At 42.2% G+C, this 26,164-nt stretch carries 19 protein-coding genes; 13 read left to right on the top strand and 6 right to left on the bottom strand.

Features of this window, described 5'->3' with window-relative positions; translation table 11 throughout:
* The first annotated feature begins 54 nt into the window (after window positions 1-54).
* Entirely contained in the window at window positions 55-1,035 is a 981-nt protein-coding gene (locus ACFQ21_RS04645; protein WP_377575500.1) for a helix-turn-helix transcriptional regulator, read from the top strand.
* A 110-nt stretch (window positions 1,036-1,145) separates the two neighbouring features.
* Here ACFQ21_RS04645 and ACFQ21_RS04640 read toward each other — a convergent pair whose 3' ends face one another.
* A complete protein-coding gene (locus tag ACFQ21_RS04640) occupies window positions 1,146-1,439 on the bottom strand; it encodes a hypothetical protein (protein WP_377575497.1) in 294 nt (97 codons plus the stop codon).
* Window positions 1,440-1,483: 44 nt separating this feature from the next.
* On the opposite strand from ACFQ21_RS04640, the gene ACFQ21_RS04635 reads away from it, so the two are divergent.
* From ACFQ21_RS04635 to ACFQ21_RS04620, 4 genes are all read left to right on the top strand, one after another.
* On the top strand, window positions 1,484-1,771 hold the full coding sequence (locus ACFQ21_RS04635; protein ID WP_377575494.1) for a hypothetical protein: 288 nt from the start codon (window positions 1,484-1,486) through the stop codon (window positions 1,769-1,771).
* 32 nt (window positions 1,772-1,803) lie between these two features.
* Window positions 1,804-2,559 (top strand): hypothetical protein, encoded by a 756-nt coding sequence (locus tag ACFQ21_RS04630; protein WP_377575492.1) that lies wholly within the window; start codon window positions 1,804-1,806, stop codon window positions 2,557-2,559.
* A gap of 245 nt (window positions 2,560-2,804) precedes the next feature.
* The gene (locus ACFQ21_RS04625) at window positions 2,805-5,105 is read left to right on the top strand and encodes an RHS repeat-associated core domain-containing protein (RefSeq protein WP_377575490.1); all 2,301 of its coding nucleotides are present in this window, start codon (window positions 2,805-2,807) and stop codon (window positions 5,103-5,105) included.
* A 6-nt stretch (window positions 5,106-5,111) separates the two neighbouring features.
* The gene (locus tag ACFQ21_RS04620; protein ID WP_377575488.1) at window positions 5,112-5,873 is read left to right on the top strand and encodes a hypothetical protein; all 762 of its coding nucleotides are present in this window, start codon (window positions 5,112-5,114) and stop codon (window positions 5,871-5,873) included.
* A gap of 41 nt (window positions 5,874-5,914) precedes the next feature.
* Here ACFQ21_RS04620 and ACFQ21_RS04615 read toward each other — a convergent pair whose 3' ends face one another.
* The 3 genes from ACFQ21_RS04615 to ACFQ21_RS04605 form a co-directional block, all read right to left on the bottom strand.
* Entirely contained in the window at window positions 5,915-6,856 is a 942-nt protein-coding gene (locus tag ACFQ21_RS04615; protein WP_377575485.1) for a nitrilase family protein, read from the bottom strand.
* A 132-nt stretch (window positions 6,857-6,988) separates the two neighbouring features.
* A complete protein-coding gene (locus ACFQ21_RS04610) occupies window positions 6,989-7,240 on the bottom strand; it encodes a hypothetical protein (RefSeq protein WP_377575482.1) in 252 nt (83 codons plus the stop codon).
* 142 nt (window positions 7,241-7,382) lie between these two features.
* On the bottom strand, window positions 7,383-8,450 hold the full coding sequence (locus ACFQ21_RS04605; RefSeq protein ID WP_377575480.1) for a substrate-binding domain-containing protein: 1,068 nt from the start codon (window positions 8,448-8,450) through the stop codon (window positions 7,383-7,385).
* Between the two features lie 268 nt (window positions 8,451-8,718).
* Here ACFQ21_RS04605 and ACFQ21_RS04600 point away from each other — a divergent pair, with 268 nt between their 5' ends.
* From ACFQ21_RS04600 to ACFQ21_RS04590, 3 genes are all read left to right on the top strand, one after another.
* Window positions 8,719-12,042 carry a SusC/RagA family TonB-linked outer membrane protein gene (locus ACFQ21_RS04600; protein ID WP_377575477.1) on the top strand — a complete coding sequence of 1,108 codons (3,324 nt, stop codon included), beginning with the start codon at window positions 8,719-8,721 and terminating at the stop codon, window positions 12,040-12,042.
* Window positions 12,043-12,073: 31 nt separating this feature from the next.
* Window positions 12,074-13,744 (top strand): SusD/RagB family nutrient-binding outer membrane lipoprotein, encoded by a 1,671-nt coding sequence (locus tag ACFQ21_RS04595; RefSeq protein ID WP_377575474.1) that lies wholly within the window; start codon window positions 12,074-12,076, stop codon window positions 13,742-13,744.
* A 189-nt stretch (window positions 13,745-13,933) separates the two neighbouring features.
* The gene (locus ACFQ21_RS04590; protein ID WP_377575471.1) at window positions 13,934-15,163 is read left to right on the top strand and encodes a monooxygenase; all 1,230 of its coding nucleotides are present in this window, start codon (window positions 13,934-13,936) and stop codon (window positions 15,161-15,163) included.
* Here the strand turns inward: ACFQ21_RS04590 and ACFQ21_RS04585 are convergent, their stop codons facing one another.
* Entirely contained in the window at window positions 15,164-16,480 is a 1,317-nt protein-coding gene (locus ACFQ21_RS04585; protein ID WP_377575468.1) for a vanadium-dependent haloperoxidase, read from the bottom strand.
* The gene (locus ACFQ21_RS04580; RefSeq protein ID WP_377575465.1) at window positions 16,477-19,842 is read right to left on the bottom strand and encodes a VCBS repeat-containing protein; all 3,366 of its coding nucleotides are present in this window, start codon (window positions 19,840-19,842) and stop codon (window positions 16,477-16,479) included. Before ACFQ21_RS04580 ends, ACFQ21_RS04585 begins: the two co-directional genes overlap by 4 nt.
* A gap of 184 nt (window positions 19,843-20,026) precedes the next feature.
* Here ACFQ21_RS04580 and ACFQ21_RS04575 point away from each other — a divergent pair, with 184 nt between their 5' ends.
* From ACFQ21_RS04575 to ACFQ21_RS04555, 5 genes are all read left to right on the top strand, one after another.
* Window positions 20,027-21,373: an alpha-L-fucosidase gene (locus ACFQ21_RS04575; RefSeq protein WP_377575463.1), complete on the top strand. Its 1,347-nt coding sequence runs from the start codon at window positions 20,027-20,029 to the stop codon at window positions 21,371-21,373.
* Between the two features lie 81 nt (window positions 21,374-21,454).
* On the top strand, window positions 21,455-22,009 hold the full coding sequence (locus tag ACFQ21_RS04570; protein ID WP_377575461.1) for a helix-turn-helix domain-containing protein: 555 nt from the start codon (window positions 21,455-21,457) through the stop codon (window positions 22,007-22,009).
* A gap of 103 nt (window positions 22,010-22,112) precedes the next feature.
* Window positions 22,113-24,359 carry a heavy metal translocating P-type ATPase gene (locus ACFQ21_RS04565; RefSeq protein ID WP_377575459.1) on the top strand — a complete coding sequence of 749 codons (2,247 nt, stop codon included), beginning with the start codon at window positions 22,113-22,115 and terminating at the stop codon, window positions 24,357-24,359.
* 52 nt (window positions 24,360-24,411) lie between these two features.
* Window positions 24,412-24,612 carry a heavy-metal-associated domain-containing protein gene (locus ACFQ21_RS04560; protein ID WP_377575457.1) on the top strand — a complete coding sequence of 67 codons (201 nt, stop codon included), beginning with the start codon at window positions 24,412-24,414 and terminating at the stop codon, window positions 24,610-24,612.
* Window positions 24,613-24,726: 114 nt separating this feature from the next.
* Window positions 24,727-26,136, top strand: coding sequence for an MBL fold metallo-hydrolase (locus ACFQ21_RS04555; protein WP_377575455.1), 1,410 nt, complete (start codon window positions 24,727-24,729; stop codon window positions 26,134-26,136).
* Window positions 26,137-26,164 lie beyond the last annotated feature (28 nt).

Here is a 26,164-nt window from a genome sequence, read left to right as displayed (position 1 = left end):
GTTGACACTTGATGATGAACCCATACCGAGTCGATTCGTTTAACACGAATGATCATGATGGAGGCTATTAAAACAAAAGGAGAACTGGAGCATGCGCTAAGTACAGTTCTGATGAATGGTAAAACCGATCAGCTCCGGGTACAAAATGAGCTGGGAAAATTCGAATGCCGGGTGACGCGTCATCAGCACTTCTCGTTGTTGCAGCATGAGTATACCAATGAAGGTCCGTTATTAACAATTCCGATTACTCGCAAGACACCTTGCATTACCATGATCTTTCAGTTTGGTGGTTACTCTGCATACCGTGATAAGCATAATCCGTTTTTACTGCCATGCTATCACCAGTCTATTAACTATTTTAATATGTATGATTGTCGTAGCCTGGTGGATGAACGCATGCGACAACATGACATCACATTTGTACTGGACGATACATTCTATAACACGTTGTTACACGATGGTGTTATGGAAGGAAATTTACTGACTGAAAAAATTCTGAATCGCGAAGAGTTCAATACCATCAATGCTCGTCAACCAATCGATGCCGGTGTTCAGGGAGTGCTGCATAATATACTCCATTGTCCTTTCAAGAACGGCATGCGCGACATGTATATAACCGCTCAACTCAAAGCGCTTATGATGCTGCAATGCTGTCAGTTCCATTATGCGGTAAGTGATAAACCTGCACCTAAAGACGCCAAACTCACGAGTCGTGATCGCGATACATTGATGGCTATATATGATTTTCTCACCGAACGTTATCACGATGAGACAACGCTCACGGACCTCTCGCGCAGGTTTGGTATAAACGAATTTAAACTGAAATACGGTTTCCGGAAACTATTCGATACATCTCCCATAAAATATATACAAGATCGAAGACTTCAATTCGCAGGTCTCCTGCTACGCAATACAAACAAATCCATAACCGAAGTAGCAGATGAAATCGGCTACGAACACGCTAATAATTTTTCGATAGCCTTTCGAAAAAAGTTTGGCGTGGCACCTCAGGTTTACCGGAATGGGCTCGGTTAATTTTTAGCCCGCAGAGAGCGCTGATAGACGCAGAATGATTTTGCTTTGGCGTCAGTATAGTTTACTGATAGGTACTAGTTGTTTTATATATCGCAGGAGATTTTACTCTTTCAGGAAACATCCCAGTCGTCATCCATATTGTCTACGGATTTCATGTATATTTCCCGGTATTGATTTTGAAGGCGTTCGCGGAGTCCGTCTTCTTTTGTATACCCGGGTACTTTAACCAATTCTTTGCTGGAGTTTTTATTCGTGATCGGAGGTGTGATACAGCTAACATTCATCCCAGCTCGTTGCATGGCAATGGTGTTGTTATAAAACAAATTGCCATCCGGAGATTGACCGCAAACCTCGTACGTTCTTTTCGCGTCATCTTTTATTATCAACCAACAGCCGGTGTACATCGATCAATTTTTTTAGTTCTAGATTGCAAAGATATAAGTACTGTATGAACAAAAAAGCATTTTATGACTCGCTATTGGCATCCTTTTTATACGTTGGTTTGGGAACCATTAGCGTGATGTCTATCTATCCCGGATCATTATTTCATGGAGGTTGGGCCTTTGTTGGCGTTCTTTTGACTTTACCAGTATCTTTTGTCGGTTTTGGTATTATGTATGCCGATTCGGATGGATATTGGTACACACTACTTGCTCAAGTATGTGTTTTCTTTGTTGCATGGTTTGTTACCTATCAATATTATGAGAAGAAATATAGGAACGATGATTTTGACTAGATTGGATATAAAAATCACTGGAAAGTAAAAATATGTCAAAGTGTGTTGCTTTGGTTGTGTTAATGGTCGTGGTAGCTCAATGTACCGTGAAAGACAAGAGGAGTAATCAAGTGACAATCCTGCCACCTGAATTAAGCGATCCTTACCTGCAATCTTTTCGAAACAAGAATATTAGGTTTATTGTATTTGAACGAATCGGAGAAATAGATCCGCGTCCTGACACAATTGAGTTAGATGTTCATGGCAATGTCGTTAGCATAACCGGGCCGTATGAACGAGAGAAGAGAGCCTATGATGCAAGGGATTTTCTTGTGAAACGAATGATGTTTTCTGACTTTTCTGTGCAATATATAGCCCGGTACTCGGTTCGAGGAGATACGTTAATTCAAACGATGAGAGAATGTAATTCTCGTGATTGGAATTTGCACGGTGATACAACAACAAGACCTTATAAAGTAAATTTTTTTGTTCTTGACAGCGAAGGAAAAGTTACGCAGGAATTTGATGATGGCTTTGGCCCACTCATGTATATTTATTCAGAAAGTAAACTAGTTCGTAAGGAAATTGAAGTGTCGCTAAACAGCGATGATGAATATCATTGGGAAACAACCGCAGAATATAATTACTATGAAAACGGAGAAATTAAGGATATAAAAGAATTTGATCGGCTGAAGAAGGAATTTTTATTCTTTTTCTCTAAGGGCTTACTAGATTCTTCCCGAGTTACGCGGTATATACAGGATATGGCATCCCATAATCGATATAAATATCGATATATCTACTATTAGTACTACCACTTTTTGTCGGTATCGGATTGGTGTATAAAACTACAATTTCTGCACCCAACTTTCTGTTCTGCCTCGTGCTCCAGCCAGGTATATCCCTACATAACTCCGGCCATCCGGCTTTGATATACCTATGTCCGCAGCTTGTGTACCTGGAAGCAAAATAACATTGTTGTGGGAAGCGGTGCTACCTTGAATGTAAGTGAACCCGGTTCTTATGTTGTAGTTGCAACGACTATACCTATGATGTGAATGGCAATATGACCGTTGATCTTAATAAGGGATTGAGTACACCAATAACCTATAATTATCTTAATCTTCCGGAGGTTGTTACCAAGAGCGTGAACAATATTCGGTATATATATGACGCTACGGGCCGCAAACTTTCTCAGATTGTACGGACTGGGTTGGCAGTGAATCAGACTGACTACGCAGGAGAGTTTATTTATGAAAATGACTTCCTGCGATTTGTAAATCATGAGGAAGGCAGAATTGTGGTCTCATCTGAAAAGCTTTTGTATAAGCATGATGGGGATGTGATTGAAGGACTCACCGCCTTAAATACTACGCTTACTCCGATGACAATAAACGGGGAGAAGTATATTAGCGCTTCTTCAGGTGGCTCAGGCTCTGGTATTTTCCCTATAGGCAATGCTATCAATGTTGTTCCCGGAGAAAAGTATTTGATCAGGGTTAAGGGTTACAGAAGTGACTACAATGTAGCTATTATGGTCAGACGTAATAATTCAACGATAACGTATGGTAGTTATTTGCCTGCGCTAGTTGCAAACGAGTCGTGGATAGAACAGATTTATGTAGTGCCTGCTAATACAACGACAATGGAAGTCGGAATAGGATGGAATTCCCCCACAGGTACGGCTCATCTATTCTTAAATGCATTTGAGTTAATCAAGTTGGAGAGTACTACTCCGGAGTATCAGTATAATTTGAAAGATCATTTAGGCAACGTAAGGTTGACGTTTACCACAAAACAAGATATAGAAAGCAACACAGCTACACTGGAAGATGAAAATGCAGAAGAGGAGCAAGGGAAGTTTTTGCGATACGACAATACGCGAATTGTAAATCACTTCTTGTTCGATCATACGAAAGGTTCGAAGCCAACACAAGTAGAAGGAGGAGCGCAGCGTTTAAGTGGACAGGGTAATGAAATATATGGCTTAGCAAAATCGTTGAGTGTAATGCCGGGTGATGTTATAAATATGGAAGTATATGCAAAGTATATAGATCCGAATGAATCGAACCGGACAGCGGCCTTGAATACACTTATCATGCAGATTGCTGCCGGTACAGCCCCTGGCGGTACAGTGATAGACGGGGGAAGCTATGCGGCAAGCACAAGTTCGTTTCCATTCCCTGCTGATGCAACACAAAATACATCGAGCAGCAGTGAGGCTAGCCCGAAGGCGTTCTTGAGCTGGTTGGTATATGATCGTAATTATACTTTGATAGCATCAAAGAGTGGCTTCAGACAGATGAGTTCTGTTGCCAAAGAGGATGGTAGTGATGTGGCGCATGAGCTGTTATCGGGTACCGTCACTATTACCGAGCCAGGGTATATATATGTATTCCTTTCCAATGAACAGGGTACAAATCCTTATGAAGTATATTTTGATGACTTTATGGTGGAACAGGTTAAGTCGCCCGTTATTCAAACACAGGATTATTATCCTTTTGGGTTGACCTTTAATTCTTATCAAAGAGAAAATTCAGTCGATCAGAGACATTTATATAATGGAAAGGAACAGCAAAATGAACTGGGGATTGACTGGCTTGATTATGGTGCACGTATGTACATGCCGGAGCTTGGAAGGTGGGGCGTGATTGATCCCCATAGTTATAAATATAGCTCAGTAAGCCCCTATAATTATGCGTTTAATAACCCTATTACTATAGTAGATCCTGATGGTAAGGACGGAGTTATTTATCTTCAAGTGCTTTTGAATAGGAAAAATATCCCAGCTATTGATATAAAAACGCTGAAACTAATAGTTAATAAAATAACCCTTATGTTAAAGGAGGCAGGGATTGATCTTAGGGTAGAGGTTCATTATTCGAATAGAGTAATGAGTAAGAAAGAATTCTATTCAAGAGAGGGGGCTCATAAGTCAGATAGTTATCTACTGCTCGGATCTAATGAACAATTGGTAAAAGCAGCGAAGCAAGCTACATCCAAAGAAGGTGGATGGGATGAACGGGTATCAAGAACAACATATGAGAACGAAAATGGCGTCCATTCATATGATGACCATTTTGGATTATTAAATTCTGATAACTTAGCACAGAATGGAATAGGAAAGGATGGTAGAATGGAACGATATGCCGGTATGGTTGATAAAGCTTCAAAAATAGCTGTGCACGAAGATGGACACTCAAAGCTAAATGGCCATCCGAGCGCCGATAAAGAGGGCCATGTTATTAATACTATTATGGACGAAAATCCAGGATCTGTTGTTAATCCTAAACATGATAAGTGGATGATTGAACGACTAAAAAAAATACATGGATCAATTCCAGTTAGCAAATAGACGCTTATGTATAAGGTGATTTCGTCTAGCTTTTATTTTTTTGCCTTCTTGGTGATTTTTGGCTGCTCTTCCGAGAAGAAAGAGCAATCAAAGGATTTTAAAGGCTTAGTACTAGAGTCTTTTAATAGCTACAATCAAAATGCTCTAAGTGATTATGATAGCTGTTTTTTTGTAAACATCTTGAAGCAAGGCGACTTAAAGAATGCAGGAGGTAGCCTATTGAGGGAGATCTATGGTATCGAAATCTTGTCATATACTATTCCCTCGATAGATTTTTCCTTTGCTATGATGAAAAATAAAAATGAGGTAAACTGGACTTTTTTTGGTGCTTTTGAAAACTATATGCTAAGTCACTCGAATCGTAATGATTCAGCAGATTTAATTCTTATGAAGAATGACAACTTAAATGTGGTGGTGAATAAGTTTTTTACATCTACATCGGTGTCATCAGATTCGGTTTCGTTGAAGGTGTTTTTGCATGAATTATATTATGAAAATTATAAAGGATTATATAGGCCAATGTTCGATGAGGATGTGCGAGTAATAAACCTAAGCGAGTATTTGACTAAAGACCAGATTGATGTGTTGGGTAATAGTGATAATCTAATTGTTTTTAAAGATAGCGTTTTTGGATTGACAATCTTCAAGTGGACTGTCAAGGGAAAAGTGATTGAGATCTCGCAATTTGTTTTCCCTTTTGGTAAATATAAATTTCTTGGAGGTTCGGATGTGCCACCTGCTTTTCGAGATTGCGATAACTTGGACTAATAGCTTATTAATTGAAGAAGTCTTGGAAGGATATGAATGTTTTACATCCACACTACCTTCTGCTCAGCTTCATGTTCCTTCCCAAGTATATCTTTATACAGCTCCGGTCGTCTCGCTTTGATGTATCTATAGCCACCTGCCTGGGTAAGCTTTTCGGGTGTTAGTGTAGCAATTACAAAATCATCTCCGAGCGTACGGCATTCTGCGAGTATATCTCCGAAGGGATCGATGATCATGGAGCAGCCGTTTTTGAGTTGGTCATCGTCCATGCCGATGGGATTTGAAAATATAGCATAGATGGCATTGTCGTATGCGCGTGCCGGTAGCCACTTCATGAGCCAGCCTCGGCCTTTCATGCTATCGAACTCCAGGCGTAAGGATGTAGGGTCTGCTTCTCTGTTCTTCCATAAGGCCGGATCAACAAAACCAGCCCCCGGTCGTGTTGATGGTGTGCACATGGTTACGTGCGGCATAAATATAGCATTGGCACCGAGCAGGGTAGTGGCGCGTACATTTTCAATGACGTTGTTGTCATAACAGATCAGTATACCGAATTTCCATCCGTATAATTCGAAGACACAATATTGATCGCCTGGCACTAGATGCGGATTGATAAAGGGGTGTAACTTTCTATACTTTGCCACCAGTCCATCTTTCGTTACGCATATATAGGCTTTGTATAATTTGTCATTGCTGTCTTTTTCGAAAAGACCCGCGAGTATAGCAATGTTATTTTTACGGGCCAGTGCAATAAGTTTGTTTGTACTCTCGCCATCCGGTATATATTCAGCCAGATCTAGCATCTGTTGTTTGTTAAGATGACGCGCAAACGTATAGCCGGTTATGGAACATTCATGAAAAGCGATCATATGTGCACCTTGAGAGGCCGCTTGTTGAGACAGCCGATCTATTACCGACAAGTTGTAGGCTTTATCGCCACTTCTGTTTTCAAACTGAGCGGAGGCTATTTTAATGGGCTGCATACGACTGGTTATTTTTTGCAGTTAACGTAGCCTACAGGTCGAAGGCTGCGAATTGTGTATGAAGATAAAAATAAAATGACGGTCGAAGTATATTCGTTATAAACGGTTTAGTTCAGTAGAAACGGCATGGCGTTATCGTATGGTTGCCTGTGGGGTAGTGAGGTTGTATGTCTTTGAAAGATTTTCGATGATTACCCTGGCATCGCCTTCATCAAAATAGCGGTTAATATTCTGTAGGTAATTGATGGCGTTTTCTATTTCGTCTACGGTCCAGTTCTTAGCGTTGCCATTCTGGTTTGTCTTGTAGATGAGGTCTTTGATGAGCGAGCTTCCGCCAGCTTTGCTGACGAGTGTAAAGAGTTGATTTATGAGTAACTGTTCCATAGCATACGCTTTGTTAAAGTTACTCATTAAAATTTATGCCTGCACGGCACTTGCAATATTAGGAGAGAGGGGTGGCAAGCTATGTATAGTGTTGAAGTTGTTATGAAGCACTATACATAGCTACATATATTACCGACACTTATCAATGTTGTTTTGAATTCAGATATGAATTCACATTCTGCCGGCTAATGATTTCCAATGGAAATAAGTAAGACGCTGTTGCCTGTTTCTTAAATAGCAAATGATTGGACAATTGACTGATACCTACAAACGCCTGGCGTTTTGAATTCTGGTTGATCAGGAAATCAATGATGCCATTGTTGAGGTAGTGGAGGTTTTCAGCCAAGAGGTCGTACGCTACCAGGCGAACGCCATTCTTTCCTTTCTTTTCCAATAATTTGGATACCGTGTAGGCTCCTTTGGAAGTTGTTACCAATATACCTTTCAAGGTGGATTCGTTGAGCAGGTCAGAGAGTTCTTTTTCGAGCGTTGACTCGTGTGTATAGTTAAGGTCGCGACTCAATACGTTATAGGTATGGCCGTTGTTCTGCTCCACAAAGTAGTCTTTGAATCCCTTTTCTTTTTCATTCAAGTGCGTAGAGTTGTGAATGTCATCATATATATGAAGAATAGCATAGGTGCCGTTCTCCTTTTCATTGAGGTGTAACAACTCGGCCCCTACACGCCCGCTTTGATAGAGGTCTTGTCCTACAAAACTTAATGGTCCTGCCTGTTCAATGTTATTGTTGATTAGCACGAAAGGAATATTCTTTTCCTTGCACGTATTAATAAAATGGAGTGCTTCATTATAAAATATAGGAGCCATAAGCACACCGTCCGGATTGCTTTCACAAACTGTCTCGGCAAGTTTTATAAATGACTCTTTATCATAAAGATCGAAGTATAAGGTTTGCAGTTGCACGCCATATTGCGTCCATTCTTCTTTTGCCTGCTTGATACCTTCTATAGACTGGTTCCAGTATTCGTCTTGTTCCGGATTAGGCATCAGGGCTGCAATCTTATAAGTTTTATTAGAGCCCAATGTTTTGGCGATGAGGTTGGGTTTGTAGCCGGTCTTTTCAAGAATGGCCATCACCTTGCTATAGGATTCTTTGGCAACCTCTCCTCGGTTATGGATGACCCGATCGACTGTTCCAACTGATACCTGGGCCATCTGCGCGATGTCTTTGATTCTGATTTTTTTGTCCATTGGTGCTAATGTTAAGGGATATTTCGGAGGTAAAAAACATCTTTCTTAGGTACGGTTACCCGGTTTTAGTGTCGTGTATATACCCCTTCATACGTTATATGTTGATATTTCGTTTGCGTGCACGTTTTCCCCGTGCGCGGAAACGAAGTTATGTTTTTCTTGGAGTTTAACAAATACCTTCCTACCTTTTGGTCGGAAATTCATTTTTCGATAGAATATTCTGTTGATTATATGGTTTCTGAAATTTTAATCTCTAACCCAAATTTTCATGAAGAAACGTTTACAATTCCTGTCAGTCGTGTTTACACTGGCGGCATTGACTGCTTATGGGCAGACAGTGAAAGGCCGGGTCACGGCAGCACAAGACAACTCCGCCCTTCCGGGAGTGTCTGTAGTTCTGAAGGGTACCAGCGTTGGTACCACGACCGATGCTGATGGTAATTACTCTATCGCAGTAGGTACGAACGACAATGCTATCTTGTCGTTTTCATTTATTGGTTTTACAACCCAGGAAGTACCCGTTGGCGGACGCACTGCTATTGATGTTGTGTTGGTTGAAGATGCGATGCAGTTAAGTGAAGTAGTCGTAACAGCTTTCGGTGAAAAGAAGGAAGTAGGAAAAATTGCCTACGCTGTTCAGGAAGTTAAAGGCGGTGAACTTACACGTGCCAATAACGCGAACGTTGTAAACGCGCTTCAAGGTAAAATTGCCGGTGTACAAATCGACCAGGGTACTGGTGGTCCGATGTCTTCTTCACGTATTCGTATCCGTGGTAACTCTTCATTAAGTAACAACACACAACCTTTGTTTGTTGTTGATGGAGTTTTGATCAGACCTACAGTAACTGGTGCTGACTCTTGGGGAGCGACTCAGGACTTCGGAAATATCATGAAGAACCTGAACCCGGATAACATTGAGTCAATGACTGTGTTGAAAGGTTCTGCAGCAAGTTCTCTCTACGGATCAGACGCATTGAACGGTGTTATTATCATCACTACTAAAAAAGGTTATGAGCGTCCAGGTTTAGGTGTAACCTATAGCCATACTTCATCTTTCGAGAAAGCTTATAAGTTTATTGATGTTCAAAACGAATTCGGTGGTGGTAACGCTGCTACGTTTGCTAAAGGATCTGACGGTGTAGAAGAAGTTGATCCTGCTTTATTTTTCTATAGCTACGGTCCGAAGTTTGACGGACGCATGGTGCGTGACGTTGACGGTCGTATGATCAAGTGGGAAGCGAATGACCCGCTCAGCCTTTTCCAAACGGGTAAATTCATTAACAATAACGTGGTGATTGAGGGCGGTAGCGATCGCACTACATTCCGTATTTCTTATTCACACCTTGACAACTCTACCATCATGCCTGGTGGTACTGAAATGGTGCGTAATAACTTCAATGCAAATGCTTCTCAAAAAATCGGAAAGCTGTTTGATATTGGTGTAAATGTAGATTATACCAACAACGATCTGGTAAACCCTATTCGTCAAGGTGGTAACTACAACCCTGTATTTGCCTTAGTATATTTCCAGCCAAGACACTTTGATATAGACTACTGGAGAAATAATTATAAAGATCCGGTAAATGGCGGAAGACTTGCTGATGCTAACGATCCATATGGTATTACAGGTTTCCTTTGGGATACATTTGAAGACAGAACAGAGCGCACAGAAAATGTATTCAGAGCAAACCTCGATATAACAACGCATGTGAGACCTTGGTTGAATTGGGTTGTTCGTGCTAATATGCAGAACGAGTTGTACAAAGGTGAAAGAAAGAGATTGGGAGATGGTCCTCGCTTCTCAGGTGGTACATATAGCCAGAACGAGTCTTATAATACTCAATACCGTATACAAACTCTCTTAACAGCTAATAAATCTCTTAATGATAATTTCTTCCTGAGTGCTACAATCGGTGGTGAGACTAATAAAGTGAGTGGTGGTAGAAACTATACCTTGGAAACAAGAGATGGTTTACGTCTGCCAGGTGTGTTCTCAATTACAAACGGTGTGAACGGTATCAACACAACAACAAGTCTGAATCCGTCAAGACTCAAGAACGCTTTCTATGTATATGGTGACCTGACTTACAAAGACATGTTAACCTTAACATTGAGCCATCGTACCGACTTCTCTTCTACACTTGCTTATGCTGATGGAAGTGGTGACTGGAGCTATAGCTATCCTGCTGCAGGTCTTGCATGGACATTCACTGAAACATTCTCTTCGTTGCCAAATTGGTTATCGTTTGGTAAACTTCGCGGTAACTTCGGTATAACCGGTGGTGATACTGATCCTTGGACTATCAATAGCACGGGTGCTTATAGAAAGGCCGACAGTGAATATCTGTCACCGAATGGTCTAGTAAACTACTATAACTTTGTTGACAATACACTTCCTAACAAGAAGTTGAAAAACAAAGAAGCTCGTGAGTGGGAAGTTGGAGCTGATCTTCAATTCTTCGATAACCGCATTGGCTTAGATGTAGCTTACTACGATAAGATTGCACGCAATGAGATCTTTAAACTTGCAGCGGCACCTGAGTCCGGCGTGAGTGATATGATTATCAACGGTGGAAAGATTCAGAACAAGGGTATTGAAATTACCTTACGTGCTACACCAATTAAATCTGCAGATTTAGAGTGGAACACAATCGTCAATTTTACGCGCAACAGAAACAAAGTTCTTGAACTTGCTGAAGGTGTAGAACAATACGAGTTGAGCCTGGCATTTGGTGCAGACGTTAAGTCTATTGCTAAAGCTGGTGAAGACTATGCTACAATTGTTACGAACTATGCCTATGCTACTTATCAGGCAAAAGATTCTGAAGGTAATCCTATAGATCATCCTAACAATGGTAAACGCGTAATCGGTTCTAACCCGAATGCAAACGCGTTGACTTTCCTGAGAAGTGGTGACTATGGCCAGGGCCAGAAGACAATCGGTACTGCTATGGAGCGCTTCCTGTTGAGCAACATCAACACGGTATCTTACAAAAACTTTACACTGAACGTTCAGGTTGATGCAAAAGTAGGTGGTATGCTTGTATCTGCAACGCACCAGTATGGTACTACAAATGGTAGCTTGACTAACAGTTTATATGGTCGCGATTTAGATCACGGTGGTGTGCAGTATACTGCTACTAACGGAGATGTTAGAACTGATGGTATTATACCGGATGGTGTTTTGGCTGACGGTATCAAGTCTATTAAAGATGGTAGTGATTTAGGTGGTATTACGTACCAGGAAGCTGTTGATGGCGGCCACTTACTTCCTATTGAGGCAAGACGTTACTACAGAAACATCTCTAACTGGGGTGCTGGTATACGTGAATACTCTGCATTTGAAAACTCATGGGTAGCACTGCGCGAAGTTTCTTTATCGTACAATGTGCCAGTGAGCTTTGTAAATAAAATCAAACTGCAAAGTCTGAAGTTAAGTGTTACCGGTCGTAACCTGACGTATCTGTATAGCTCATTGCCAATCAACCTGAATCCTGAAGGTTTGAAGAGTAACAGAGCTGGTGAATTCTCTGAGTACGGAGGTCTTCCATTTACTCGTCAGATGGGTTTTTCTGTAACAGCAGGATTCTAATAATTTGAAAGACTTAAAAGAGAAAATCATTATGAAAATATATTATAAAAAGGTGTTATTGTGCCTGGCCGTGTCGTGTGCAATGGTAGTGTCTTGTGATGATCAAGATTATATAGATGCTAACAAAGACCCGGATATTCTCAATGAAATACCACCGGAAAATCAATTCCTGAATGCGACTATTGGTATACATGGTCAGGACTTTGAAGCATACTATGATTTCTATAGACGTATCATGCCCTGGATGCAATATGTAACACCATTGACAGGTAATCCAGAGTCATTTACACTTGGCTTCGGTAACTTCTCTAACCGTTATGGCAGACTATATAACGGAATCGGAAACGTATTGACCGATCTGGAAATGCTGGTAAAGAATCTTCCGGAAGAAGAGCAACCGAAGTATGCGCAGATGCTTCATATATCACATATACTGAAAGCTTACTATGCATTTTATGTTAGTGACATATATGGAAGTATAGCATACACAGAAGCGTTTCAGGCGCGTTATGGAGGTACGATGTTCCCTACATACGACAACCAGCAAGCATTGTTTGCTAAATTGGATGCAGAGGTTGAGGCTTCGATCAATGGGTTGAAAGAGACACCGTCTATTCAACAAATATCACTTGGAAGCTATGATCAGTACTACGGTGGTGATCCTGCTGCCTGGATAAAAGCTGCTAATGCACTTCGTCTTAAAATGGCGATGCGTATACTTAAAAGAGATGAGACAACAGCAAAAGCTATCGTTCAGGAAGTGCTGAACGATGCTGGAAATCTCATGGAAAGCAATGATGATGGTTGGGTACTTGTAGCATCATCAGGAATTACAAGCGGTGGTAACTTCAATCCTGACGGATTGAGAGCATCTAAGCCTTTGGTTGATTTCATGCTTGACTATAACGACCCTCGTATCGATGCATTCTTTGCTCCTAACAGCTATTCACAGGCTAATATCAATCTTCTGATAGCTGCAGGTCAGCTTGAAGCAGGAACAACTGAAACAGTTCGTTATGTTGGAAGCTTTACAAGCCCTGATGATGCGGCTGATGAAGATATTCAGGATCAATACTATTCAACACGTTCACTGAATGGTCAGACCTTTGATACCCTTTCATTAATCCAAAGAAGATTGTTTCAGCCTGCATTCAATACTGGTACAGGATTGAACTACTTGCCAGTAATTTCATACCCTGAATTCTGCTTCATGAGAGCTGAATTAGCGGCACGCAACATTACAAGCGAAGATGCAGAAGAGTTTTATAACAAAGGCGTTACAGCTTCTATCGAGTGGTATAACGAAGTTGCCATAGGTGCAGCATTGACAAACTATACTCCGTTGACAGGATCTCAGATAACTGATTATCTTGCTCAACCTGGTATAGCCTTCGATTCGGATATAGCTGTAGAGCAAATTGCATGTCAGGCATTTTTACATTACTTCCGTCAACCGGCAGAAGGTTGGGCTTCATGGAAACGTACTGGTTTCCCGAGTACAACAAGTGTGTTAGCGTTGACTGATATGAAGACTAACGGAGTTTCTCTGCCAATTCCAAGAAGGGCTCCGCTTAGTATTCCATCAGAAGGAATTCCAAACTACGAGAACATAAAAGCAGCGTATGATGATATGGCTAAAGACTCTGGTTTTGGTCAAGGCCCAACGGATGCTTTTGGCCGAGTTTGGTGGGATGTAGAGTAATAATCTTTTTATTTGGTTTGGTTTTTAAGGGTGGCCGTAAAAAGCCACCCTTTACTTTTTGGTATATAGATGTTTTAGAAGATTTCTTTATTTTTAATGATGATCCGGTATAAACTTCTTGCAGCATTTTTATTTCTATTTGTTCAGGTTAAAGGACAGAAGCTTACTTTTTATAAAGACATTCAGCCATTGGTACATACAAAGTGTGCCAGTTGTCATAGGCCGGGAGGAGGAGCTCCGTTTAGTCTGATAACATATGATGATGTAAGCAAGCGCGCAGATTTTGTGAAAAAAGTAATCGCGAGTCGGTATATGCCGCCATGGAGAGCCGATGATCACTATACTGACTTCTCGAATAAACGCTCGTTGACCGATGATGAAATTCAGAAAATCACTTCGTGGATTGATGCCGGTACACCGAAAGGAAAAGTAAATCTTCAATCCGAAAAAGAGATACTGGAGAAAATACGTTTGGGGACAGCCTATGGCAGAGTACCCGATATGGTGTTGAAAATGAAAACTCCTTACGTGGTAAAAGCAAACCGGGGCGAACGCTTTGTTGTTTTTAAAATTCCTTTTGAATTAAAAGAAGAGGCAAATGTTGAGGCAATAGAATTTACCACGAACGAGAAAAGAGTTATACACCACGCAAACTTTGCTGTACATCCTGTTGAAGATCCCGCTATAGATATTTATAAAACCATTGACTCGGTGGATCTCAATACATCTATGCATTTGTACGATCAATGGTTACCCTATAAAAAACGAATGATATACTATGGAGGATGGATACCCGGTACTTCATATGAGTCTTATCCAAAAGATATAGGATGGGTTATGCCTAAACGTGGTGTGATTTTGCTTACGGTGCATTTTGCTCCGTCAGGGAAGACAGTAGAGAGTATAAACGGTATTAATCTTTTTTTTAAGAAGACGCCGGTGAAACGTCACGTAAAAGTAATCAGTTTAGGTTCTGGAGGCATCGGTGAAAGTGAAATATACCCACCCCTCGTCCTCTTTGCAGGTGAAGTGCAGACGCACCGGTTGCGCATAGCGAATTCGCGGGAAGATATATCCCTGTTATACGTGTGGCCCCATATGCATTATCTCGGGAAAGATTTCAAGGCTTTTGCTACACGTGAGCAAGATACCATTCCGCTGGTACATATACCTGCGTGGGATTTTCGCTGGCAGGAAATATACCGCTATAAAAAGCCGGTAATCCTGAAGCGAGGCGATGTGGTAAATGTATACGGCACGTACGACAACACTGCGAACAATCCGCTGAATCCGAATAACCCACCGAAGTTTGTGGAGTCATCCGGAGACATGCGAAGTGACCAGGAGATGCTTACACTGCTGCTGGTATATGTGCCGTATGAAGCCGGTGATGAGACACTGGTATATGATCAACCCTGATCACGTCTTTTGCAGTTTTATTTTTCGCAATACCTGTTCGCCTACTTTTTTGCCTTGGATCTGTCCTTGCTCAATCGCGGGTAAATAATGAATGCCTCCATACAGGCGACTGATCGCTGCCTCATTACAAGCCTGTATAAAAGAAGTAAAGGTGCGTGCGGGATAACCATACGGAATTTCGGAAGTATCAGTGAATAAAAAATTATCACCAAAGAAATTACTCAATACAGTGGCCGAAGCGGTAGAGATTACACTATGGCCACTGGTATATTCCGGGAAAGGCGGTGTTTGCAGAAGCGGCTTCCAGGTTTCATCTATATAACTGTTGATATAGGACTCTGGTCTGATAAGATTACTTCTGAATTTCTCATCCCAGCAACTGATAAAACCATCAAACAATGCTATAGCAGTTAGGGTATAGGCTGCTGATGTTTTTACGATGTCGGCATTTATTTTTTGTGAGGCTATACCTGCAATGGAGAGCCAGTGTCCTCCCGGTGAAAGTTTTTTGGTTGCATAGTTAATATGTCCATGAACATTTACAGCAAACGGGTTGCAATCCCAGAAGTTGGCGATCGCGGTTTGTTCCGGTGTAAGCGTATTGCGTGTATGGTATACGTGGTAAGCTTCCTTGTAGAATTCACTGTTCTTGTCTTTGCTGAAAGGTGTTGGCGGATGTGGCGCAAACTGTGCAGAGCTGTCCAATGCAAAGGGGCGGATCATGCGCCAGTGCGGTTCAATAGCGGCCATATATACCGGTGGTGTTGCAACCCATTTACCTTCTCCTTTTACAAAATCATAGCGCCTCAGTTTTCGTGTATCTGCATAGTGATCTTTTTTAGACCAGCTTATTATACTATCCGAAACCATTTTGCCATACGCGAGCGATGCCTGGAAAGCTTTTGGTGACAGTTGTTTCTTATATACTTTGATAACCTGTGTGATGGAGTCTTCCATCGTTTTTTCAGAGAAAATAAGATTTTTGCCGGTTAGCATAAAGGCATATACTCCTGCCAGCGGAATGGACACGGGTTGCTGCGGAGCAGCTATAGCAGGAAATTCTTTCAATTGTCCCTGAAGGCTGTAATAGGAATCATTTCCTTTGATAAACGTTTCGTAAGCCGCGAGGTGCGCATAGGCATATATGCGTGACGCCACCGGTGGCGAGAATATATCGTGAATGGTAATGCTTGTTAATACCTGGTGTGCATGATGCAAGGGTGCTGCCGATTGGTTAGACTTATCCTGTTGCCCGTATACAGTCTGAGTAAAGTGTATAAGTATGATTCCTAATATATAGTGTAAAGATTTCTTCATGGTTGTTGAATGGTAAGGATTTGCACAGCATCGTTGTTTTTTACGATGACAAGTTTCTTTGTGTGATTGGCATCTTTTATCACGGAGGCAGCACGAACATCGCCATCTGCGAAAAGTCCGGATGCAGAAGGATTTATAGTCTCAAATTCGCCACCGTCTTTTCCTTTCATCACGATACCGAGGCTGGCATCATTGTCTCCAAATTGTGTGCGGTTGGTAAATGAGTTTCCGGTTATGATGATGTCCGTTTTTCCATCGTTATCAAGATCATCCGTGAGAATGCTATGCACGTTTGAGAACTGTACTTCAGAAGGTAGTATCTTTTTCGAGAAACTCAATTTGCTGTTGTTGATCAATGCAATACTTCTTGCTTCGGTGCATTTATACACCCTTGCCTTGGCGAGTTGTTCTTTGGTAAATATGGTTTGAATCGTGGCATCTGCGTAATCCGTATACTTGATATACTTCTTCTTGAGCACGGGTATCTGATCCAGCAGCTCATCGCGACTTGCCAGCGGGTAACTTTTTCCCTGTATATAATAACATATAATCGGATCTATATTCCCGTTGCCATCAAAATCACTGACGTGCATCGTCATGGGTTCCTGTTCAGAAGGTTTGAACTGATTGTTAGTGCCGCAGTTCCCAAGCAGTATATCCCGGTCGCCATCGTTATCTATATCGGCAATGTGTATGGCACTCCAGAGTCCATAAAGACTGTTGGCGTCTGTGCCGGTCAATGTATTGGTAAGTTTGCCATTTGTATTCTTGAAAATCATTACCGGCATCCATTCTCCTGCCATAACAAGTTCGGGAAATTTGTCATTGTCCAGGTCAGCCCAAGCTGCTACGGTTACCATGCCGGGTAATTCCAATTGCTCGCTTACTTCTTTTGTTACATTGGTAAACGCTACTTTATCTACCCGACTGTCGTTTCGTAATATATAGCTGCGTGAAGCCTCCGGGAAATAACCGGACTTGCCGCGGCCACCGACAAACAAGTCGAGATCTCCGTCCTGATCGAAATCGCTGGCAGCGATAGCTTGTTTGCTTCCCAGCATGCGGGGAAGCGCTTTGAGCGCAGGTTCAAAATTCCCTTTCCCATCGTTCAGGTAAAGTATATCCTGAAATTCTGGTGAACCATCCAGGTATTCATTGCCTCCGTGTACTACATACAGGTCAAGGTCTTTATCTCCATCAGCATCGAAGAATAAAGCGTTTACATTTTCGCATTGGGTATATTTACCCCATGGCTGACTTGCTGCGGGAGAAAATGCACTTTGAGAGTTTTGTAGATATAGTTGTGCAGATTGTTCAATCGCACCACCTATAAATATATCTTCAAGTCCATCACCATTCACATCACCGGTAGCGAGCGCAGGACCGAGTTTGCTTAATTGATAGGGGAGTAGTACTTCTACCTTGAAATCAACAAAATTATTTTCCTGGTGACGAAATGGTATTTGTTGTTGTGCAGGTGCTTGAGTAAATAGTTTCTTTTGAGATTGAGACTTTGATTTATAGGTTACAGTTGGTGTTGTCTCTTCCACGAGCGTCAAAAGTTTGTCTATGGTTACTTCTCTTATAGCAGACTTTTTTCCGGAAGGCCATTCTATAATCATAGAGTCCGCGTGGCTTGTGTGCATACCGAAATATACCACGGGCGATACACACGACTGAAAGCCTCTTACCGGGTATAGCTCCTGGTATTGTACTTTGTTATCAGCATACAACCATAGTTTAGTGCCGAATGCCGCGGTGTTGCTGTTGCTGCCTTTCAGTTGTACCTGTAACCAGTGATGAGATCCTGCTGCATTATTTCTCCATACCATAACCGGCTCATTGTTATTTCCAATAACAAGATCGAGATCGCCATCATTGTCCAGATCTGCATAGGCAGCAGCGTTGGAAATGGACGGTACAGAAAAACCCCAGTCTTTTGTAATGTCCTGAAACGTGAGGTCGCCCTGGTTCCTGAATATATAGTTGCTGAGTTTGTTAGACGGCATCTTCTGCACCAGGCTATAGGTTTTGAAATTAAGATTACCCTTTGCCGCAGCTTCAAGCTGTGCATCGGCCATAGTATATTTCAGAAAATCAAGATCGGTGAAGTCGCGGAGATAGCCGTTGGTTATGACAAGATCTTTCCAGCCATCGCTGTCCAAATCAGCAAACAAGCCCGCCCAGCTCCAGTCTGTATTTGATACATTGGCAAACTGTCCTATTTCACTAAAGCGTACGTTGCCGTTGGCATCAGTTCCCCTGTTTAGCTGCAACATGTTGCGCATGTTCTGTCGATAGTATCCGCTGTCCAGTAAGAGATGGTATGCATCATATTCATCCGGACCTTTCAATAATTTTTGTCGGTGATTATCAGCCGGAAGCATGTCCAATGTAAATACATCCGGAAGTGCATCGTTATTAAAGTCGGCAATGTCAGCACCCATTGAAAACTTGGAGATGTGTGAAAACGATTTTTGCAAAGCCTGTGTGAAGGTACCGTTCTTGTTATTGACGTAATAACAATCATGTTCTGAATAATCGCTGGTGGTATATATATCGGGCCAGCCATCCTGGTTCACATCGCTGATGTTTACACTAAGCCCGTAATTAAGCGGGTTATTGATAATTCCGGCCTTTAGTGTTACATCGGTATATATAGTGGAGCCATCGGCTTGTTTATCATTTCTGAATAACCGATTGCCGTACCGAAGGTCGGGTGTAGCCCGTTGCTTCCGTGTGTTGAGAAAAGCATAGTATGTGTTGGTGGAGTGATTCAGCAGGAACATGTCCAGGTCTCCATCGTGATCATAGTCAAAGAAGGCAGCTTGTGTTGATTGCGTTCCGGGGGCATCCAGTCCATATAGCTTTGCCTGCTCCTTAAACACGGGCTTCCCATCGGTAATGCCTGTGTTGATAAATAATTCATTGGACAGTTTGGCGTCTTTGAATTTTCCGGAATGGCATACATATATATCTGCCAAGCCATCGCCATTTACATCTGCTATACTGACACCCGTACTCCAGGTTCCGTTTCCAGCGACAGCGGCAACTTTGGTAATGTCATCAAACTTCAGCGATCCTTTATTCAGAAAGAGTTTATTGGGGGTAGCATTACCGGATATAAATACATCTTGTAAACCATCGTTGTTGAAGTCAGCTATACCAATACCGTGTCCGTTGTAAAGATATTCATATACCAGCACGTGCAGCGAGTCGTCTTCCCGCACTTTGTTTGTAAAGCGTATGCCGGTTGCGTCTGGTTTTAGAAGTGTAAAAAGTGGTGTGCTCTTCTGTGCTTCTGTGTGCGAAACAGCGAGCAGCGTAAAAATATACCAACAAAAAAAATACTTTTTGGACATTGGGCAGTTAGGTTTTATTAGGAAAAGAGTAATTATAGGTCGTTAGGAAAACACGGAATAAACACGGTAAAAAGTGTAAAAAAAGAACTTTAATTTTGGGGGCGAATGTGTTAACAAAATATAAAGAAGCTTCTATTTTCGCAAGAGCTTTCACAGTTAAAATCGTGATATAACTATTCCACCTATGACAAAAAAAACAAATCGAATTGCGCAACAACTATGGCTGTATAGCCTTCTGTTATTGTTGACGCATGGCACTATATATGCACAACGTATTCCAGCAGATTCTATAGCAAACAAGATGGAGTGGTTTGCAGATGCCAAACTGGGTATCTTTATTCATTGGGGAATTTATGCCGTTAACGGAGTTGATGAATCATGGTCGTTCTATAATAAAAAGATTGGTCATGAAGCATACATGAAACAGCTGAAAGGATTTACAGCGAAGAATTATAATCCGGAGCAGTGGGCTGATATTGTGCAGGCTTCCGGAGCGAAGTACGCTGTGATTACTACCAAACATCATGATGGTGTTGCACTGTGGAAATCAGGACCGGTAAATGTAGTAAACAACAGTCCTGCAAAGCGTGATCTGCTGGAGCCTTTCTATAAAGCATTGCGAAAACGCAATATAAAATGCGGTGCATACTTTTCGCTCATCGATTGGTCGTACAAAGATTATCCGGCCTTTCTGAAAGACAGTACACGCTACAAGATCAGCGCACAGCCTGCCCGTTGGCAGAAGTTTCAGGCGTACAATAAAGGACAGATCCAGGAAGTAGCAACAAAATATACTCCGGATTTATGGTGGTTTGATGGTGACTGGGAGCATAGCGCTGAAGAATGGCAGGCACCTGAAATTCGTCAGATCATTCTGAAGTCAAATCGAAACGCTATTATCAATGGACGTTTGCAGGGTTATGGCGACTATGAAACTCCGGAGCAAAATTTCCCGGTAGAGAAGCCTGCGTTTCCGTGGTGGGAATTATGTCTCACCACCAATGCAAACTGGGGTTATCAACCTACAGACACTGCCTGGAAAAGTCCGTATCAAATTATTTCAATCTTCGCGGATGTTGTGAGTTATGGCGGAAATCTTTTGCTGGATATAGGGCCCAAAGAGGATGGCACGATTCCCGATAAACAAGTATATATATTGCAAGAACTTGGTAAATGGAATAAGAAACATGGTGAAGCTATTTTTGGTACACAGGCCGGATTACCTGCGGGACACTTTTACGGACCAACAACGTTATCAAAAGATTCATCAACGCTATATTTATTTCTGCAGGGGAATCCGCAGCAATCTGTGATGATCAAGGGACTGAAGAATACCATCAAGCGCGTTCGTGTTGTTGGTACATCTGCCGAAGCGAAGGTTAAAGTAGTTGGTAAAATATCCTGGAGTCCCGTGCCCGGACTGGTATATATTGAGACACCTGAGGATCAGCATGATCAATATCTTACCGTATTGGCCGTTGAGCTTGAAGGTAAAGTAAGTCTTTATCGTGGTAAAGGTGGTTTGCAATGATGGTATGCAGAACTTTTCGCGTGCCGCTAAAGTTGTTTTAAAGAACGATATATTTAGGATATGGTACTTCACATCAAAAACATGGTCTGCAACCGCTGTAAAATGGTGGTGGAGCAGGAACTTACAAAGCTGGGGTTTAAGGCAGATCATGTTACACTTGGAGAGGTGACGTTGCCGGAGTCTGAGTTATCGAAGGAACAATTGGAGCGGATCGATCAGGCGTTGCTGCAAGTCGGGTTTGAGCGGATCGATGATCGCAAGGCAAGACTCATTGAAAGTGTAAAGAACAAGATCATCGAGCGCGTTCATCATGTTGACAGCATCGATCGCAAGTTTAACTGGTCGGATATACTGGCAGATGAATTGAACCACGACTATAATTCATTAAGCAACCTGTTCTCTTCCGTGGAAGGAATTACAATTGAGCAGTATATCATCCGGCAAAAAATAGAACGAGCCAAGGAACTTCTTTTCTACGATGAACTCAACTTGAGTGAAATCGCCCTTAAACTTGGCTACAGCAGTGTGGCACATCTTTCATCTCAATTCAAAAAGATAACGGGACTTACTCCGTCTGAATTAAAGAAATCAAGAAAACCACAGGATGTAAGAAATCCGCTTGACGCTGTGCAATGAGTCTTTGGACAGCTTCAGAAATGATATAAATCGTCTCTATAATTCTGTAAAACACCAGCCTGCATTTCCCTGTATAATTGTACTGTAATAATACACGACTTTTATGAAGGGAAATGTTATAAATAACGGGAAGCTTGTGAAGCAGATTTTTCCGGTGCTGGAAATGAGCTGTGCAGCTTGTGCCGTGAGTGTTGAATCGATGCTCAAAACGGTGCCCGGTGTAAAAGATGCAGCCGTTAACTTTGCGAACCAGTCAGCATCGGTTGAATATGATCAGGCGCTGGCCGATCCGTTGGCATTGCAAAGTGCTGTACGTTCTGTAGGATACGATCTTGTCGTTAATAGCAATGCAGAAGAATCACAATCCATACAGGAAGAAGCACAGTATAAACACTATCAGCAAATCAAGAACAGAACCATTGGCGCTTCGGTATTGGCTATACCGGTGGTGATCATCGGTATGTTTTTTATGAATTTGCCCTATGGAAACTATATATCACTAGTGTTAACAGCGCCTGTGGTATTCTATTTTGGAAGAAGTTTTTTTGTAAATGCCTGGAAGCAGGCGCGCCATGGTAAAGCCAATATGGATACACTGGTGGCACTCTCTACCGGTATAGCTTTTCTGTTCAGTACTTTCAATACATTTTACCCGGAGTACTGGCATGCACGCGGCCTTCATGCACATGTATACTTTGAAGCGGCCGCGGTTGTAATTGCATTTATATCGCTGGGAAAACTCCTGGAAGAACGCGCCAAGTCCAATACATCTTTTGCCATCAAGAAATTGATGGGACTACAACCCAAAACTGTACGATTATTACGAGACGATGGAATTGAAAGCGAAGTGACTATCGCTTCCGTAAAAGTAAACGACACTATTGTGGTGCGCCCGGGAGAGAAGATCGCAGTAGATGGTGTGGTGATAAACGGTATATCGTATGTAGATGAAAGTACCATTACCGGTGAACCTATACCTGCTGAAAAGAAAAGTGGCGATAAGGTATTTGCCGGAACTATTAATCAAAAGGGAAGTTTTCAATTCAAAGCCGTTAAAGTAGGAGCCGATACGGTATTGTCCAATATCATTCGCATGGTGCAGCAGGCACAGGGCAGTAAAGCACCGGTACAAAAACTGGTTGATAAGATCGCAGGTATATTTGTGCCTATTGTTATTGGTATAGCAATTCTTACATTCATCGTGTGGCTGATCCTGGGAGGTGACAATGCGTTTACGCATGCGTTGCTTGCTTCTATTACGGTATTGGTTATAGCATGTCCGTGTGCATTAGGACTGGCAACGCCAACGGCCATTATGGTAGGTGTTGGTAAAGGCGCAGAGAATAACATCCTGATCAAAGATGCCGAAAGTCTGGAGACAGCTCATCGCGTTAATGCCATTATACTTGATAAGACCGGTACAATTACACAAGGTAAACCGGTGGTAACCGATATAGTGTGGCGCAATGCAGTTCTTCCTCCAAACGGTAAACAGATTTTGTATGCGTTGGAAAACCAATCGGAACACCCACTCGCAGAGGCTGTGGTGAACAAACTTAAAAATGAAGCTATAGCACCAGCATCGGTTACAAGCTTTGAGAGTGTTACAGCGCGTGGTGTAAAAGGTGTCGTCGGTGGAAAGGTATATTTCGTGGGGAGTAGGAGGTATATTGATGAGATTAAATCTTCCGTTGACACTGCTATAGATCAACAGGCATCAGCGTGGTTGCAGGAAGCTAAAACGGTTGTATACTTTGCGGATGAAAAAAATGTGCTCGCCATCATCGCGATAGCCGATGAAGTTAAAGCAACATCAAAAGCGGCAATCACTGATCTGCAACGGCAAGGTATAGATGTATATATGCTTACCGGTGATAACGAGCAATCTGCAAAGGCAATTGCTGCCCAGGTAGGACTTAAACATTACCGCGCTGAAATGTTGCCGGCTGATAAAGCAACTTTCATTCAGCAATTGCAGCAACAGGGAAAAGTTGTGGCAATGGTGGGCGATGGTATAAATGACTCGCACGCACTGGCACAGGCAGATGTAAGTATCGCCATGGGTAAAGGATCTGATATAGCCATGGATACAGCGAAGATGACGCTGATCACCTCAGACCTTCAATCTATACCGAAGGCGTTACGACTTTCATCTGTAACGGTACAAGCCATACGACAAAATTTATTCTGGGCGTTCATATACAACGTGATCGGTATTCCGCTGGCAGCCGGTGTGCTATATCCCGTAAATGGTTTCCTGTTGGACCCAATGATTGCGGGAGCCGCCATGGCACTGAGTTCTGTTTCCGTTGTATCTAACAGTTTGCGTCTGCGCTTCAGTAAGCTTTAAGAGAAAAATGAATCAATAGAGATTTTTTAACATACATTTTAAACAATGAATTATGAAAAAGTTCAAAACCAATATTAAATGTGATGCCTGTGTGGCCAAAGTAACACCGTATCTGAACGAAAGTGCCGGAAATGGAAACTGGCAGGTAAATCTTGCCGATCCACAGAAAACTTTAACAATAGAAGGTGATGTTGCATCCGAAAAGATACAGGATGCCTTGCAAAAAGCGGGTTATAAAGCGGATCAGGTTTAAAAACGTGGCTATAAACTGATCAAGTTTATAGACTATACCGAACGATTAACCGATGAAGCGTAAAGCGAAAAACTTAACTTATGATTATCTTTGCGCTTCATTAATGATTTATCCATGAAGGTTGAACAGATTTATACCGGATGCCTGGCCCAGGGAGCGTATTACATTGAGTCGGAGGGAGAGGCTGTGATCATCGATCCGCTGCGGGAAGTTGCCCCCTATATTGAAAAAGCAAAGAAGAATAACGCGGTTATAAAGTATGTTCTGGAAACACACTTTCATGCAGACTTCGTATCCGGTCACCTTGATCTTGCTGCCAAAACCGGAGCAACTATAGTATACGGACCGAATGCCAATCCGAAATTCAACGCACACATTGCTACAGATGGTGAAGAACTGAAGATCGGAAACATTACCATCAAGGTGTTGCATACACCGGGGCATACACTCGAGTCAACTACCTATCTTCTTAAAGACGAGGGCGGAAAAGATTACGCGATCTTCAGCGGTGATACTTTATTCCTGGGGGATGTTGGTCGTCCGGATCTTGCACAGAAGGCGGCACACCTGACGCAGGATGAACTGGCAGGATTGCTTTACGATTCACTGCGCTCGAAGATCATGCCGCTGGCTGACGATGTAATTGTATACCCTGCTCACGGTGCGGGCTCTGCATGCGGCAAGAGTATGATGAAGGAAACGGTTGATACACTTGGCAACCAACGCGTACGCAATTATGCATTGCGTGCAGATATGACGCGCGATGAGTTTATCAAAGAAGTGAACGATGGACTGCTTCCTCCGCCTGCTTATTTCCCGGAGAACGTAAAGATGAACAAGGAAGGCTACGAGAGCATCGACACGGTATTGAGTAAAGGTACACACGCGCTTACGCCCGATGAATTTGAGACAGCTGCGAATGAGACAGGAGCTCTGGTGCTTGATACACGTGCTGCCCAGTTATTCGCGAAAGGATTTATACCGAACTCCATCAACATTGGTATTGACGGAAGTTTTGCTCCGTGGGTAGGGGCACTGATTCCCGGAGTAACACATCCTGTTTTACTGATCGCTGATGAAGGTCGCGAAGAAGAAATTGTAACACGCCTTGCACGTGTTGGTTATGATAACACGTTGGGATACCTGAAAGGTGGTTTTAAAGGGTGGCTGCAAGCCGGTAAAGATGTAGATACCATTGATACTATATCTGCCGATGAATTTGCCAAACGCTTTCATCAAAGCAAGCTTGCTGTATTCGATGTTCGTAAACCCGGAGAGTTTCAGGCCGAGCATGTTGAAAATGCCCACAGTACTCCATTGGATTTTCTGAATGAACACCTGGCAGAAATTCCGAAAGAAGGTGAGGTATATATACACTGTGCGAGTGGCTATCGTTCCATGATCGCGGCTTCTATTCTGAAAGCAAGAGGATGGAATAATCTTGTTGAAGTGAGCGGAGGTTTCAAAGCAATTGCAGCAACAGATATACCGAGAACGGATTTTGTATGTGCATCCAATAAATAGTATATATAGCTATAGTTATGATAAGCGA

Origin of the sequence: Ohtaekwangia kribbensis (assembly GCF_042676245.1) — a bacterium.
GTDB classification, from domain to species: domain Bacteria; phylum Bacteroidota; class Bacteroidia; order Cytophagales; family Cyclobacteriaceae; genus Ohtaekwangia; species Ohtaekwangia kribbensis.
This window is presented reverse-complemented; position numbering and strand designations above follow the sequence as displayed.